We start from the raw sequence: 15222 nt of genomic DNA, 5'->3' as shown, positions 1-15222 counted from the left end.
GTTGAGACACGCTGTGGCCACAGCCTTCGCGGTAACGCAGGGCTGTGGTTGGGTCCCGGCTCGCGCTTCGCTTGGCCGGGACGGTGAAATTATTGCTTCACGATCCGTCGGCAATGCTCCCAGGCCGCGTGGATCAAATTCTCGCTCGCTTCGGGCGTGCGGAAGGCCGAATGCGCCGACAGCGTCACGTTCGGGATCTTGGTCAGCGGGTGATCCTTCGGCAGCGGCTCGATGTTGTAGACGTCGAGGCCGGCGTGGCGGATGTGGCCGGACTTCAGCGCATCGATCATCGCCTGCTCGTCGACGATGGCGCCGCGCGCGGTGTTGATCAGCACCACGCCCTTCTTCATCTTGGCGATCCTGTTGCGCGTGATCATGCCGCGGGTCTCGTCGTTCAAGAGCAGATGGATCGAGACCACGTCGCTCGTCGCCAGCACGGTGTCGAGCTCGGTGAATTCGACGCCCGGATGGCTCTTGGGCGACCGGTTCCAGGCGATCACCTTCATGCCGCTGCCGAGCGCGATGCGGGCGACTTCGGCGGCGATGCCGCCGAAGCCGACCAGGCCGAGCGTCTTGCCGGTGAGCTGCATGCCGTCCTCGCGCAGCCAGTTGCCGGCGCGCATCTCGCGGTCCATCTGCGCGATCACCCGCGCCGACGACCACATCAGCGCGATCGCGGATTCCGCGACCGCGGTGTCGCCGTAGCCCTTGATCAGATGCACGGAGATGCCGATCTCGGCGAGCTCCTCCGGGTTCATGTAGCTGCGCGCGCCGGTGCCGAGGAACACGACGTGCTTCAGGCCGGTGCATCTCTTTGCGATGTCGGTCGGCAGCGCGGTGTGGTCGACGACAGCGATCTCGGCGCCGTCGAGCACCGCCGGATAATCCTCGGACTTGATGTCCGGGTTGCGGTTGATCCGCATCCTGGGATCGCCCGGTTTTTCCAGGCGTTCGGTGATGACAGCGAGCGATTCATTGGCGTCGACAAACACTGCGCGCACGAAAGCCTCCATCGAAGCAAGGACAGATGATCAGGACGCGACGCCGGCGAGCGCCAGTACCGTATGCAACAGGACGTTGGCGCCGGCGGCGCAATCGGGCTGGGTGGCGTCCTCCAGCTCGTTGTGGCTGATGCCGTCCTTGCAGGGCACGAACACCATCGCGGCCGGCATCACGGTGTTGAGGTTGCAGGCGTCATGGCCGGCGCCGGAGGTGATGCGGCGATGCGAATAGCCGAGCTGCTTTGCGGCGTTCTCCACCGCGTCGACCAGCTTCGGGTCGAAATGCGTCGGCGCCTTGCGCCAGACTAGGTCGAGCTGGACCTCGACCTTGCGCTTTGCTGCGATCTCGGCGACCGCGGCGCGCAGGTCGCGATCCAGTGCATCCATGATCGCGGCATCGGCGCTGCGGCAATCCACCGTGAAGGCGATCTCGCCGGGGATGACGTTGCGCGAGGGACTTGCGATGACAGCTTCGCCGATGGTGCCGACCGCCTTCGGGCCGTGCTTTTTGGCGATGCTCTCCATCGCCAGCACGATTTCCGACAGCGTCGCCAGCGCGTCGCGGCGCAGCGGCATCGGGGTCGAGCCGGCGTGGCTCTCGAAGCCCGTGATCTTGCCGTCGTACCACAGCACGCCCTGGCCGGAATCGACCACGCCGATGGTCTTGCCCTCGGCCTCCAGGATCGGGCCCTGCTCGATGTGCAGCTCGACGAAGCCTGAGAACTTCTGGCGGCCGACCGGGGCATCGCCGCGATAACCGATCGAGTCCAGCGCCTGCGCCACGGTGACGCCCTCGGCGTCCTTGCGCGACAGGATGTCGTCGGTGGTGAAATCGCCGACATAGGCGGCAGAGGCCATCATCGCCGGCGCAAAGCGCGAGCCTTCCTCATTGGTCCAGTTGCAGATGCAGATCGGCAGCTCGGTCTCGATCCCGGCATCGTTGAGCGTGCGCACCAGTTCGAGCGCGGCGAGCGTGCCGAGGATGCCGTCATATTTGCCGCCGGTCGGCTGGGTGTCGAGATGCGAGCCGACGCCGATCGGCGGCTTCGACATGTCCCGTCCCTTCCGCAACCCGAACATCGATCCGAGCGCGTCGATCTGCACCTCGAGCCCGGCGTCCTCGCACGCCTTGCGGAACCAGTCGCGCACCTGCTTGTCCTCGGCGCTCAAGGTCAGCCGCCGCACGCCGCCCTTCTGGGTTGCGCCGAACTGCGCGGTTTCGTGGATGGCGCCCCAGAGGCGGGCGGAATCGATCTGCAGGTTGGTGGCGGCTCGGCTCATGTCGTCAGTCCATTCTTTGTCGTCATTCCGGGGCGATGCGTCAGCATCGAACCCGGAATCTCGAGATTCCCCCGTGCGCGGTTGCGCACCTGAGGTCTGGTCCTTCGGACCATATGACAGTTCATCTCCGGCCTTCGTTCAATGACGTGCCGTTCTCGTGTCGTCAACCGCCACGCTCGCCTGCGCGATCTGCCTGGCGAGATGGGCAACACGCTCGATGGCGACCGCATCGGGAGAGGCGAGCCAGCTCGCGGTGAAGGTGAGCGGCGGCAGCTTGAGGTCGGTGTCGAGCAATTGCAGCCGGCCGTCGGCCAGTTCGTTCTCGACGATCGCCGACGGGATCACCGCAATGCCAAGGCCTTCATTGGCCATGTGGATCACGGTCGCGAGCGAGGTCGAGGCGTGCAGCCGGATCGGCGGCAGATCGGGCGCGTTGAACAGGGCGCGCACGGTCTCGTAGGGCTGGGTCTTGCGCGGAAAGGTGATGATCGGAAACCGCGCCAGATCCTGCCGCGCGACCGGGCCGTCGCAGAGGCCGAGCGCCGGGCTCGCCAGGAAGCCGATCGGGTAATCGCACAGCACGTGGTTGTGGGCGCCGGACGCCGAGATCGGTCCGAGCACGAAGGCGAGCTCGATCTCCTGCGCCAGCAGCCGCTGCGTCAGATTGGGCGTGATGTCGACCTCGATCTCCAGCGACAGGTTCGGGTAGATCTCGTTGACGCTCTTCACCAGTCGCGGCAGCCAGGTGTGCACGATGGTCTCCGCGACACCGAGCCGCAGCGCGCCGCGCATCGCCGAGCGGTCGCCGACCTCGGCCATCATCTCCGAGCGCAAGCCGATCAGCTTCTCGGCATAGACCATCATCAGCCGCCCACTCGGCGTCGGCGAGGCCACCCGATGATCCCGGTTGAGCAGTTTGACACCCATCTCGCGCTCGAGCTGGGCAATGCGCTGGGAGATCGCCGGCTGGGTGGTGTTGAGCCGCTGGGCGGCGCCGCGAAAGCTGCCGAGCTTGACGACCCAGAGGAAGGTTTCGATCGAGCGGAAGTCCGTCATTGGAAGCATTTTCCGGATCGATAAATTTGTATTATCGATTTTGATTAGAAAGGACGATTAGACATTATATCACGCTTGGTGTTGGTTTGTCCTTGTCGAGATTATGAGCAGGAGGCTCCGATGACTGTTTTTGCGGCAGTGCAGCGATCTCAGGGCGAAGCGGTGCTTCCGAGCGTCGAAGCGCGCCGCGCCTGCCGTGACGGCACGGCCTCGGTCACCACAGCCGGTCTCGCCAACGGCTTCGTCCAGGGCAATCTCGCGATCCTGCCGGAAAAGCTCGCCGGCGCCTTTCACCGCTTCTGCCAGCTCAATCCGAAGCCGTGTCCGATCATCGGCATGTCCGATGTCGGCGATGTCAGGATCCCCGCGCTCGGCCTCGATCTCGATATCCGCACCGATGTGCCGCGCTACCGGGTCTGGCGCGACGGCGAGGTGGCCGACGAGCCGACCGACATCACAAAGTACTGGCGCGACGATCTCGTCACCTTCGTGCTCGGCTGCTCCTATTCGTTCGAGGAGGCGCTGCTCGATGAGGGGCTGCCGATCCGTCACATCGAACGCAATCTGCGTGTGCCGATGTACCGCACCAACATCGCCTGCCAGCCGTCGGGGCCGTTCGCGGGACCGATGGTGGTGTCGATGCGCCCGTTCAAGCCGGCGGATGCTATCCGCGCGGTGCAGATCACCTCGCGCTTTCCCTCGGTGCACGGCGCGCCGGTGCATCTCGGCCATCCGCATGCGATCGGCATCAAGGACATCGCAAAGCCCGATTACGGTGACGCGGTGCCGGTGGCCGATGACGAGATCCCGGTGTTCTGGGCCTGTGGCGTGACGCCGCAATCGGTGATCGCAAGTGCGAAGCTGCCGTTTGCGATCACGCATTCGCCGGGCCTGATGCTGGTAACCGATCTCAGGAACAAGCAGCTCGCTGTGCTTTGAATAGGCAATTCGTGCAATTCATTGAGGCTTTACTGCGCGCTACAAGCATCACATCGATAACAGGCTGACCAAGAGGAAATTTCGATGACGATCTCTCGCCGTAACGTATTGCTTGGCGCCTCCGCCGCAGCGCTCGTGCCGATGATGGCCCGCGCGCAAACCTCCGAAGTGGTGATTGGCGTGCTCTACCCGTTTTCGGGCGCCAGCGCCCAGATGGGCGTTGATGCGCAGAAGGCCTACGAGACCGTGCTCGAGATCATCAACAAGAAGTACGATTTCGATCTGCCGCTCGCCAAGGATGAGGGATTGCCGGGGCTCGGCGGTGCAAAGATCCGTCTCGTCTATGCCGACCACCAGGGCGACCCGCAGAAGGGCCGTGCGGAGGCCGAACGCCTGATCACCCAGGAGAAGGTCTGCGCGATCGTCGGCACCTATCAGAGCGCGGTCGCGGTCACGGTGAGCCAGACCTGCGAGCGCTACCAGATCCCGTTCGTTTCGGCCGACAACTCGTCGCCGAGCCTGCATACCCGCGGCCTGAAATTCTTCTTTCGCGCGGCGCCCCACGACGAAATGTTCTCGAAGGCCATGTTCGACTTCTTCGATGCCATGAAGAAGAAGGGCACCAAGATCGAAACGCTGGCGCTGTTCCACGAAGACACCATCTTCGGAACGGACTCGGCGAACGCGCAGACCAAGCTGGCCAAGGAGCGCGGCTACAAGATCGTCGCCGACATCAAGTACCGCGCCAATTCGCCGTCGCTGTCGGCCGAGGTCCAGCAGCTCAAGGCTGCCAATGCCGACGTCCTGATGCCCTCGAGCTACACCACCGACGGCATCCTGCTGATCAAGACCATGGCCGAGCTCGGCTACAAGCCGAGCGCCATCGTCGCGCAGGCCGCCGGCTTCTCCGAGAAGGCGCTGTATGACGCGGTCGGCGACAAGCTCGACGGCGTGATCACCCGCGGCAGCTTCTCGCTCGATCTCGCGGCCAAGCGGCCGATGGTCGGCAAGATCAACGCCATGTTCAAGGAAAAGTCGGGCAAGGACCTCAACGACAACACCTCGCGCGAGTTCATGGCGCTGATCGTGATCGCGGATGCGATCAACCGCGCCAAGTCGACCGACGGCGAAAAGATCCGGGAAGCGCTCACCGCGACCGACATTCCGGCCGAACAGACCATCATGCCGTGGAAGCGCGTCAAGTTCGACGAGATGGGCCAGAACAACGACGCCGATCCGGTGCTGCTGCAATATGTCGGCGGCAAGTTCGTCACCGTGTTCCCGGCGCAAGCCGCGGTCGCCGAAGCCGTCTGGCCGATGAAGTGACGGTCGCGCGCGGGGGCGGGGGCAACACGCTGTGACAGCCGACACCATCATCCAGAGTCTGGCGAGCGGCCTTTTGATGGGGCTGCTCTACGGACTGATCGCCGCAGGCCTCGCATTGATCTTCGGATTGATGGACGTCGTGAATTTCGCGCACGGCGAGTTCCTGATGATCGCGATGTACGCGACCTTCTTCCTGTTCGCGTTCTTCGCGATCGATCCCTTGCTGTCGGCGCCGTTGGTCGCCGCGGCGTTGTTCGTGTTCGGCGCGGTGGTCTATCTGTTGATCGTCCGCTTCGCGATGCGCGCCAAGGCCAATGCCGGCATGGTGCAGATCTTCTCGACCTTCGGCCTTGCGATCGTGATGCGGGGGCTCGCGCAGTTCTTCTTCACGCCCGACTATCGCAGCGTCACCAACTCCTGGGTCGGCGGCAAGACGGTCTCGATCGCCGGCATCTATTTGCCGGAGCCGCAGCTGATCGGCGCCCTGGTCGCGATCGTGGCGTTCGTCGCGCTCTACTTCTTCATCAATCGCACCGATTTCGGCCGTGCGCTGGAGGCGACGCGCGAGGACGCCGGCGCGGTCGCTCTCGTCGGCATCGACAAGAACCGGGTGTTCGCGCTCGGCTGGGGCCTGGGCGCGGCGCTGGTCGGCCTGGCCGGCGCCATCATGGCGATCTTCTTCTACGTCTATCCCGATGTCGGCGCGTCGTTTGCCCTGATCGCCTACGTCACCGTGGCGCTCGGCGGCTTCGGCAGCGTGTTCGGCGCCTTTGCCGGCGGCATCCTCGTCGGCCTGGTGGAAGCGACCACCGCGCTGATCCTGCCGCCGTCGCTGAAGTCGGTCGGCATCTACGCCGTCTATCTCCTGGTCGTCTTCATCCGCCCGCGTGGCCTGTTCGGATCGATGTGATGGACACCCACTTCGCCCAGCGCCGCAGGCGTGACCTGATCGTGGCGCTTTGCCTTGCGGTGATCGCCGCGCTGGCGCCGCTGTTCGTCAAGGACGTCTACGTCCAGAACATCATGGTGCTGACCCTGATGTATGCGGCGCTGTCGCAGAGCTGGAACATCTTGTCCGGTTATTGCGGACAGATCTCGCTCGGCCATGCGCTGTATTTCGGGCTCGGCGCCTACACCACCGCGCTCCTGTTTACCAAGTTCGGCGTGCTGCCGTGGTTCGGCATGCTGGCGGGCGGGGCGATCTCCGCCCTGATCGCGATGGCGCTCGGCTATCTCTGCTTCCGTCTGCGCGGCCATTATTTCGTGATCGCGACCATCGTGATCGCCGAGATCGCGCTGCTGCTGTTCCAGAACTGGGACTGGGCCGGTGCTGCGCTCGGCATCGATATCCCGATGCGCGGCGACAGCTGGCTCAAATTCCAGTTCGCGCGTTCGAAATTGCCCTACCTCTATTTCGCGCTGACGCTCGCCTGCATCGCCTGGCTCGTCACCTGGTGGCTGGAAGATTCCAAATGGGGCTATTGGTGGCGCGCGGTGAAGGACAATCCCGACGCTGCCGAAAGCCTCGGCGTGGTGGTGTTCAATTCCAAGATGGGCGCCGCGGCGGTCTCCGCCTTCCTGGTCGCGATCGGCGGCAGTTTCTACGCCCAGTTCGTGTCCTACATCGATCCTGAAAGCGTGATGGGCTTCCAGTTCTCGCTGCTGATGGCACTGCCCGCGGTGCTCGGCGGCATCGGTACGCTGTGGGGTCCGGCGCTTGGCGCCGTCATCCTGATCCCGCTGACCGAGCTGACCCGCTCCTATGTCGGCGGTTCGGGGCGCGGCGTCGATCTGATCGTCTATGGCGCGCTGATCGTTGCGATCTCGCTGGCGCTGCCGAAAGGCCTCGTCAGCGTGTTCGGCATGCTCTCTGGGCGCAAGGGAGCTGCACGATGACGGCGCTCCCTGAAACCCCGCTCCTGGAAACCCGGGGCGTCTGGCAGCGCTTCGGCGGTCTGGTCGCCAACAGCGATGTCTCCATCTCGGTCGGGCGCGGCGAGATCGTCGGCCTGATCGGCCCGAACGGCGCCGGCAAATCGACGCTGTTCAACCTGATCGCGGGCGTGCTGCCGCCGACCCAGGGCTCGATCCTGTTCGACGGCGAGGACGTCACCCGGCTGCCGGCGGCCGAGCGCTGCCAGCGCGGTGTCGGACGCACCTTCCAGGTGGTCAAGAGTTTTGAGACCATGACCGTAATCGACAACGTCATCGTCGGCGCACTTATCCGCAACACCAAGATGCGCATCGCGCGGCAGAAGGCCTACGAGGTGCTGGAGTTCTGCGGCCTGGCCGCGCGCGCCGACAAGCTCGCCGCGGACCTGGTGCCGTCTGAGAAGCGCCGGCTCGAGGTCGCGCGCGCGCTGGCGACCGAACCCAAGTTGCTGCTGCTCGACGAAGTGCTCACCGGCCTGACGCCGGTCGAGGCGCAGACCGGCGTCGAGCTGGTGCGCAAGGTGCGCGCCACCGGCGTGACGGTGCTGATGGTCGAGCATGTGATGGAAATCGTGATGCCGCTGGTCGACCGCGCCATCGTGCTCAACCTCGGCAAGGTGCTGGTGGAGGGCAAGCCGACCGAGGTCGTCCGCAATCCGGAAGTCATTTCTGCCTATCTCGGGGATCGTCATGCTGTCGGTGCGTGAAGTCACCACCGCCTATCAGGGCCTGGTCGCGATCTCCTCGGTGTCGATCGACGTCACCAAGGGCGAGATCGTCTGCGTCGCCGGCGCCAACGGCGCGGGCAAGTCGACGCTGTTGAAATCGATCGCCGGCGCCGAGCGCCCGCGCGCAGGGACCGTCACCTTCGACGGCAAGCGGATCGACGGCCAGCCGCAGCACGTCATCACGGCCGGCGGCATCGCCTTCGTGCCGGAAAACCGCCGGCTGTTTCCGCGGCTGTCGGTGCGCGACAATCTGCGGCTCGGCAGCTACCTCTATCGCAGCCAGTCCGACCGCGATGCGCCGCTCGATCTGGTGTTCAAGCTGTTCCCGCGGCTTGGCGAGCGGCTCGAGCAGCGCGCCGAGACCTTGTCGGGCGGCGAGCAGCAGATGCTCGCGATCGGCCGCGCGCTGATGACGCGGCCGCGCCTCCTGATGCTCGACGAGCCGTCGCAGGGCATCATGCCGAAGCTGGTCGACGAGATCTTCCAGGCTGTGAAACGTATCCGCGACGCCGGCATGACGGTGCTGATCGTCGAGCAGCGGATGGCCGAGTGCCTGGAGATCGCCGACCGCGCCTACATCCTGCAGACCGGCCGCGTGCTGATGCAGGGCACATCAGCCGAGATCAGCGGCAATCCGGATGTGCGGAAGGCGTATCTGGGGCTGTAGCGATAACCGTTGTCTCCGCGGATACAGCCGTCATCCTGAGGTGCGAGCGGAGCGAGCCTCGAAGGATGGCCGCGGGCGATCATGTGGCCCATCCTTCGAGGCTCGCCCAGCGGCGCAAGGGCGCCGCCGAGCTCGCACCTCAGGATGACGTCGGTATGTGTGGCGATATGGGCTACCAAATCCAGCCTACGCCGCCTACTTGCTCTGTTCCTTGCCGTCTTCGACCTTCTCGACCTTCGCCGCAAGATCCGGCACGCGGCTGACGCGGTAGGTCGCGTTGTTGCAGGTCAGCGTCCAGGCCTCGTTGTCGGGCTTGGAGAGCTTGTCGTCCCGCTCGGCCTTGAGCGGCTTGTCGCAGGCATAGCCCTGCGCGCGTAGCTGGATCGCCAGCAGGTCCTGCAAGCTCTGCTCGGCCCGTGCCGTCGATCCCGCAAGGTGGCCGGCGAACAGAGCGGCGAGTGCCAAACCTTTGAACGCGAAGCCCGTGAACCTCATCATGACTGTCCTCCGCATATCCATCCTCCGCTTGATCTAGTGAGGGTGATCCGGCAGCACGAGCCCGAACGTCCTGGTCAAATCTGCCACCTGTTCGGGCGAGAGATAGCGCGGGTTCAGCCCGCGCAGCAGCAGATAGAGTTTTGCGGTTTCCTCCAGTTCCTCGGCCGCGAACACGGCAGCTTCCAGCGTGTCGCCGGAGACCACCGGGCCGTGATTGGCGAGCAGCACCGATGAATATTTCCCGGCCAGCCCTTTGATCGCGTCGGCAACGGCGGGGTCGCCGGGGCGATAATACGGCACCAGCGCGGTCTGGCCGCACTTCATGACGTAATAGGCCGTCATCGGCGGCAGCGCGGCGCGCGGGTCGATCTCGGGCAGCATCGACAGCGCGACCGAATGGGTCGAATGCAGGTGCACCACGGCGCCTGCGCTCGTGCGCGTCTGGTAGAGCGCGGTGTGCAGCGGCACTTCCTTGGTTGGGGCATCGCCGGAGAGGAGCCGGCCATTGCCGTCGAGCCGCGACATTTTCGCCGGATCGAGGAAGCCGAGCGAGGCGTTAGTCGGCGTCACCAGCCAGCCGCCGTCGTCGAGCCGGACGCTGATATTGCCCGAGGAGCCCGGCGTCAGCCCGCGCTCGAACAGCGAGCGGCCGAAACGGCAGATGTCCTCACGAAGCCTTGTTTCGCTCATCCGCTGTCGCCTACCTTGTGTCGCCCGCCTTATTTGCGTTGGCGCTATCCGTTTTCCGCTTTGTCTCATGCTTTGGCAGCGCGGCCAAGCCGTGATAGGCAGGCAGCAAATGCGCATGAACCGGAAAGATGGGAAGCCGTTCCATGCGCAATCAAGTAAAAATTCGAGGATCGCCTTATGTCCAGTTCCGCAACACAACACGTCGCCGTCATCGGGCTGGGCTCGATGGGATATGGCATGGCGACCTCGCTCAAGCGCGCCGGCTTTGCGGTGACCGGTTGCGACGTTTCGGCCGATGCCGTCGCGCGCTTCGTGGCTGACGGCGGCAAGGGCGCGAAAACGCCGGCCGAGGCGGCCCGGGATGCCGACATCATCGTCAGCGTCGTGGTCAATGCGGCGCAGACCGAAGCCATCCTGTTCGGCAAGGACGGCGCCGCCGAGACCCTGGCCAAGGACGCGGTCTTTATTTCGTCGGCGACGATGGACCCCGACATCGCGCGACGCCTCGCAAAGCAGCTCGAGGCGACCGGCCGGCACTATCTCGACGCCCCGATCTCCGGCGGCGCGCAGCGCGCGGCGCAGGGGGAGCTGACAATTTTGGCGTCCGGCAGCGCGGCGGCCTTTGCAAAGGCGCGGCCGGCGCTGGATGCGATGGCGGCGAAACTCTACGAGCTCGGCGATGCCGCAGGGCAGGGCGCCGCGTTCAAGATGATCAATCAACTGCTGGCCGGCGTGCACATCGCGGCCGCCTCGGAGGCGATCGCGTTTGCCGCCAAGCAGGGCCTCGACATCAGGAAGGTCTATGAGGTGATCACGGCCTCCGCCGGCAATTCCTGGATGTTCGAGAACCGCATGCCGCATGTCCTCGACGGCGACTATGCGCCGCGCAGCGCGGTCGAGATTTTCGTCAAAGACCTCGGCATCATCCAGGACATGGCGCGCAACGCGCGCTTCCCGGTGCCGGTCTCGGCTGCCGCGTTGCAGATGTTCCTGATGACCGCGGCGGCCGGCATGGGCCGCGACGACGACGCCTCGGTGGCGCGGATGTATGCCCAGGTCACCGGCACCAAGCTTCCCGGCGCGAAATAAGAGGACTTTGCGATGCCCCGCTTTGCCGCCAACCTCACCATGATGTTCAACGAGGTCCCGTTCCTCGACCGCTTCGAGGCCGCCGCGAAAGCGGGCTTCACCGCGGTCGAGTTCCTGTTTCCCTACGACCATCCGGCCGAGGAGGTCGGCAAGCGGCTGAAGGGCAACGGACTGACGCAGGCGCTGTTCAACCTGCCGCCGGGTGACTGGAACGCGGGCGAGAAAGGCTTTGCCGCGCTGCCGGATCGCTTCGCCGATCTGCAAGCGAGCCTGAAGACCGCGCTGCCCTATGCGCAAGCGACCGGCGTCAAGCGGGTGCATCTGATGGCTGGCATTGCCGATCGCGGCGATGCCAGGGCGGTTGCGGCATTTCGCAAGTCGGTCGGCTATGCCGCCGAGTTCTTCGCGCCGCATGGCCTCGACGTTGTGATCGAGCCGATCAATCCGCGCAACGTGCCCGGCTACTTCCTCAACGACTTCCTGTTCGCGCGCGACCTGATCAACGAGCTCGGGATTGCGAACCTCAAGCTGCAGTTCGACATCTACCACTGCCAGATCATCCATGGCGACGTCACGATGCGGCTGCGCGAGATGATGCCGATCATCGGCCACATCCAGATCGCCTCGATCCCCTCGCGCAACGAGCCCGATGGCGAGGAGCTGAACTATCCGTTCCTGTTCGGCGAGCTCGACCGGCTCGGCTATGCCGGCTTCGTCGGCTGCGAATACAATCCGCGGGCCAAAACCACCGATGGTCTCGCCTGGTTCAAGCCCTATGCCGGAGTGAAGCCGTGACCTCAGCCGGAAAACTGTCTCTGGGCTGCATCGCCGACGACTATACCGGCGCCTCCGACCTCGCCAACACGCTGACCCGCGCCGGGCTGCGCACGGTGCAGACCATCGGCGTCCCCGCGGACGATCTCGCGCTGCCCGAGGTCGACGCCGTCGTGGTGTCGCTGAAGAGCCGCTCGATCGAGGCCGGCCTCGCCGTGACGCGTTCGCGCGCGGCGGAGGCCTGGCTGCGCGGCCGTGGCGCGGAGCATATCCTGTTCAAGATCTGCTCGACCTTCGATTCCACCGATGCCGGCAATATCGGCCCGGTGATGGATGCGCTGCGCGCCGACTCCAAGGACAACATCGTGCTGGTGACGCCGGCGTTCCCGGAAACCGGCCGCACCGTCTACCAGGGCAATCTGTTCGTCGGGTCCGTGCCGCTGAACGAGAGCCCGTTGAAGGACCACCCGCTCAACCCGATGCATGATTCCAATCTGGTCCGCGTGCTGGCTCGCCAGAGCAAGACCAGGGTCGGCCTGGTCGATCTCGCGACCTTGAGCCGCGGCGCGGACGCAGTGCGCGCAAGGCTCGCCGAGCTCGCGCAAAGCGGCATCGGCGCGGCCATCATCGACGCGGTGTTCGACCGTGACCTCGAGACCATCGGGCAGGTGGCGCTGGATCACCGTCTCTCGGTCGGCGCTTCCGGGATCGGACTCGGATTGGCGCGCGCGCTGGTCGCAGCCGGCGAGGCCCGATCGAATGCCGCCGATGCGCAGCCAGCGGCGGCAGTCGGCGGCCCGGCAGCCTGCCTCGCCGGCAGTTGTTCGCAGGCAACCCTGCGCCAGATCGCCAACGCCGAGAAGGTGATGCCGGTCCTGCATCTCGACCCCGAGCGGGCGGTCGCCGGCAAGGACGAAGCGCAGCGCGCGCTCGCTTGGGCCAGGGAAAAGCTCGCGGGAGGTCCGATCCTGATCGCCAGCAGCTCGACCCCGGATGAGGTGGCAGCTCTGCAATCGCGTCATGGCCGCGATGCAGCCGGACATGCCATCGAGCAGGCCATGGCCGACATCGCGGACGGTCTGGTGCAGTCGGGTGTGCACCGGCTGGTGGTCGCCGGTGGTGAAACTTCAGGCGCGGTGGTCGATCGCCTCGGCATTCCGGGATTCCTGGTTGGCACTGAAATCGCCGCAGGCGTGCCGGTGCTGCGCGCGGTCGGTGCCAAGACTAACGCCCAGACCGGTGCGATGGTGCTCGCCCTGAAATCAGGCAATTTCGGCGGCCCGGAGTTCTTCTCCGATGCGCTCGCATTGATGCCGTGATGCGGCTGTCGCACATCATGTCACGGCGGTGACAGCGCATCTCAGTAGTTCAACGGGGAACTAAATTAACCCTACTTAAGGAGGGGGGCTGGCTTTGATGTGTGCGGCGCACCTCCGCGCCCCGAGCCATTCGATTGGGCTTCGCGAGCCCGCGTCCAAGAGACCTCAAGATGTTCGCCAAATACTCGATCCGCGCCAAGATCATTGCCGTGGTTGCGTTCCTGCTTGTCGCGATGACCGGCATGGGTTTGCTGGCGGTCGTGAACCTGAGGTCGATCAACGCCAACACGGTCGACATCACGACAAGCTGGCTGCCGAGCGTGCGGGCGTTGGGCGATTTGCGTGCCGGTGTCGTCACTTACCGCAACGTGATCCGCGAGCACATGCTGGCCGAGACGCTCGAGGAGAAGCTGGCGCAGGAAAAGACCCTTGCGACGGTGGTCGAAGCCAACATGAAGCTTCGCGCGATCTATGAACCGCTGATCACGTCCCCGGAAGAGCGCGCCCTGTATAATCAATGGGTAGATAGCTGGACCCGCTACAGGAAGGGCACCGAGGAGGTGATGGCGCTCTCACGCAATGAGGTCGGTAAGATCCCGCACGAGGCCCATGAGCTGAACGCCAAGACCGTGAACAAGATCGGCCTCGAGGCGGACGAGATCCTGCGCAAGGACATCGACCTGAACAATACCGGTGCCGACAAGGCGGCCCAGGATGCAGCGAACAGCTACGCATCGGCCGTCATGCTGCTCGCGATGATCCTTGGCGCCGCCATCATCGTCGGCGTCGGCGTCAGCTTCCTGATGATCCGCGACGTCTCCGCCGGTATCGCCTCGATCGTGAACCCGATGCAGGCGCTGGGCCGCGGCGACCTCACCGCAAACGTGCCGCACCAGGGCGAGAAGACCGAGATGGGCGCGATGGCCGATACGCTGCAGGTGTTCAAGGAAGCCCTGGTCGCCAAGAAGGCGGCCGATGAGGCAGCTGCCGCCGATGCCGAAGCCAAGATCGAGCGCGGCCGCCGGGTCGACGCCATCACCCGCAATTTCGAGCAGATGATCGGTGAGATCGTGCAGACGGTGTCGTCGGCCTCGACCCAGCTCGAAGCCTCGGCCTCTACGCTGTCGTCGACGGCCAGGCGTTCGCAGGAATTGACCACGTCGGTTGCCGCGGCGTCCGAGGAAGCCTCGACCAACGTCCAGTCGGTGGCTTCGGCGACCGAGGAGCTGTCGTCGTCGGTGACCGAGATCAGCCGCCAGGTACAGGAATCGGCGCGAATGGCCGGCGACGCCGTCGGCCAGGCGCGCACCACCAATGATCGCGTCAGCGAGCTGTCGAAGGCCGCCGCGCGCATCGGCGACGTGGTCGAGCTGATCAACACGATTGCCGGCCAGACCAACCTCCTGGCGCTGAACGCCACCATCGAGGCGGCGCGCGCCGGCGAGGCCGGGCGCGGTTTCGCGGTCGTGGCGTCCGAGGTGAAGGCGCTGGCCGAGCAGACCGCCAAGGCGACCGGCGAGATCGGCCAGCAGATCGCCGGGATCCAGACCGCGACCCAGGAATCGGTCGGCGCCATCAAGGAAATCTCGTCGACCATCGAGAAGCTGTCGGAGATCTCGTCCACCATCGCCGCTGCCGTGGAAGAGCAGGGCGCGGCGACGCAGGAGATTTCCCGCAACGTGCAGCAGGCGGCGCAGGGCACCCAGCAGGTTTCGGCCAACATCACCGACGTACAGCACGGCGCCAACGAAACCGGCTCGGCGTCGACCCAGGTGCTGTCGGCGGCACAGTCGCTCTCGGGCGACAGCAACCGCCTCAAGCTCGAGGTCGGAAAATTCCTCGAGGCCGTCCGCGCCGCCTGACCCAGTTGGAGCATCGATCATCGGAAAATGCCCGGCCGAAAGGCCGGGCATTTTCTTTAT

The 15222-nt window shown here is 65.2% G+C and carries 15 protein-coding genes; 10 read left to right on the top strand and 5 right to left on the bottom strand.

The genetic code is table 11. The features are described from left to right. Window positions 1-89: 89 nt before the first annotated feature. From ACVINW_RS37485 to ACVINW_RS37475, 3 genes are all read right to left on the bottom strand, one after another. Window positions 90-1001, bottom strand: coding sequence for an NAD(P)-dependent oxidoreductase (locus ACVINW_RS37485; RefSeq protein ID WP_456755941.1), 912 nt, complete (start codon window positions 999-1001; stop codon window positions 90-92). A gap of 30 nt (window positions 1002-1031) precedes the next feature. Further along, the gene (locus ACVINW_RS37480; RefSeq protein ID WP_456755940.1) at window positions 1032-2282 is read right to left on the bottom strand and encodes an allantoate amidohydrolase; all 1251 of its coding nucleotides are present in this window, start codon (window positions 2280-2282) and stop codon (window positions 1032-1034) included. Window positions 2283-2420: 138 nt separating this feature from the next. Further along, window positions 2421-3338, bottom strand: a complete 918-nt coding sequence (locus ACVINW_RS37475) for a LysR family transcriptional regulator (RefSeq protein WP_456755939.1) — start codon at window positions 3336-3338, stop codon at window positions 2421-2423. A 120-nt stretch (window positions 3339-3458) separates the two neighbouring features. Between ACVINW_RS37475 and ACVINW_RS37470 the strand changes: the two genes are divergently transcribed. From ACVINW_RS37470 to ACVINW_RS37445, 6 genes are all read left to right on the top strand, one after another. Continuing rightward, window positions 3459-4277, top strand: a complete 819-nt coding sequence (locus ACVINW_RS37470; RefSeq protein WP_456755938.1) for a putative hydro-lyase — start codon at window positions 3459-3461, stop codon at window positions 4275-4277. An 84-nt stretch (window positions 4278-4361) separates the two neighbouring features. After that, a complete protein-coding gene (locus ACVINW_RS37465) occupies window positions 4362-5603 on the top strand; it encodes an ABC transporter substrate-binding protein (RefSeq protein WP_456755937.1) in 1242 nt (413 codons plus the stop codon). 31 nt (window positions 5604-5634) lie between these two features. Beyond that, window positions 5635-6513 (top strand): branched-chain amino acid ABC transporter permease, encoded by an 879-nt coding sequence (locus ACVINW_RS37460; protein ID WP_456755936.1) that lies wholly within the window; start codon window positions 5635-5637, stop codon window positions 6511-6513. Further along, window positions 6513-7499, top strand: a complete 987-nt coding sequence (locus ACVINW_RS37455) for a branched-chain amino acid ABC transporter permease (RefSeq protein WP_456755935.1) — start codon at window positions 6513-6515, stop codon at window positions 7497-7499. The genes ACVINW_RS37460 and ACVINW_RS37455 overlap by 1 nt, the downstream gene beginning before the upstream one ends. Continuing rightward, window positions 7496-8242 (top strand): ABC transporter ATP-binding protein, encoded by a 747-nt coding sequence (locus ACVINW_RS37450; RefSeq protein WP_456755934.1) that lies wholly within the window; start codon window positions 7496-7498, stop codon window positions 8240-8242. Before ACVINW_RS37455 ends, ACVINW_RS37450 begins: the two co-directional genes overlap by 4 nt. Then, window positions 8226-8930: an ABC transporter ATP-binding protein gene (locus ACVINW_RS37445; RefSeq protein ID WP_456755933.1), complete on the top strand. Its 705-nt coding sequence runs from the start codon at window positions 8226-8228 to the stop codon at window positions 8928-8930. The genes ACVINW_RS37450 and ACVINW_RS37445 overlap by 17 nt, the downstream gene beginning before the upstream one ends. A gap of 195 nt (window positions 8931-9125) precedes the next feature. Here ACVINW_RS37445 and ACVINW_RS37440 read toward each other — a convergent pair whose 3' ends face one another. Then, a complete protein-coding gene (locus ACVINW_RS37440) occupies window positions 9126-9428 on the bottom strand; it encodes a hypothetical protein (RefSeq protein WP_456755932.1) in 303 nt (100 codons plus the stop codon). A gap of 33 nt (window positions 9429-9461) precedes the next feature. Further along, on the bottom strand, window positions 9462-10118 hold the full coding sequence (gene otnC, locus ACVINW_RS37435) for a 3-oxo-tetronate 4-phosphate decarboxylase (RefSeq protein WP_456755931.1): 657 nt from the start codon (window positions 10116-10118) through the stop codon (window positions 9462-9464). A 177-nt stretch (window positions 10119-10295) separates the two neighbouring features. Here otnC and ltnD point away from each other — a divergent pair, with 177 nt between their 5' ends. From ltnD to ACVINW_RS37415, 4 genes are all read left to right on the top strand, one after another. Further along, complete coding sequence (gene ltnD, locus ACVINW_RS37430) at window positions 10296-11207, top strand: L-threonate dehydrogenase (protein ID WP_456755930.1); 912 nt, start codon at window positions 10296-10298, stop codon at window positions 11205-11207. A gap of 12 nt (window positions 11208-11219) precedes the next feature. Then, window positions 11220-12002, top strand: coding sequence for a 2-oxo-tetronate isomerase (otnI, locus tag ACVINW_RS37425; protein ID WP_456755929.1), 783 nt, complete (start codon window positions 11220-11222; stop codon window positions 12000-12002). Then, window positions 11999-13300: a 3-oxo-tetronate kinase gene (otnK, locus tag ACVINW_RS37420; RefSeq protein WP_456755928.1), complete on the top strand. Its 1302-nt coding sequence runs from the start codon at window positions 11999-12001 to the stop codon at window positions 13298-13300. Before otnI ends, otnK begins: the two co-directional genes overlap by 4 nt. A 170-nt stretch (window positions 13301-13470) precedes the next feature. Continuing rightward, entirely contained in the window at window positions 13471-15162 is a 1692-nt protein-coding gene (locus ACVINW_RS37415) for a methyl-accepting chemotaxis protein (RefSeq protein WP_456755927.1), read from the top strand. The last annotated feature ends 60 nt before the right edge of the window (window positions 15163-15222 follow it).

It is taken from the genome of Bradyrhizobium sp. USDA 4461 (genome assembly GCF_054055655.1).
The sequence above is the reverse complement of the archived record's forward strand: the minus strand, read 5'-3'. Positions and strand labels throughout refer to the sequence as shown.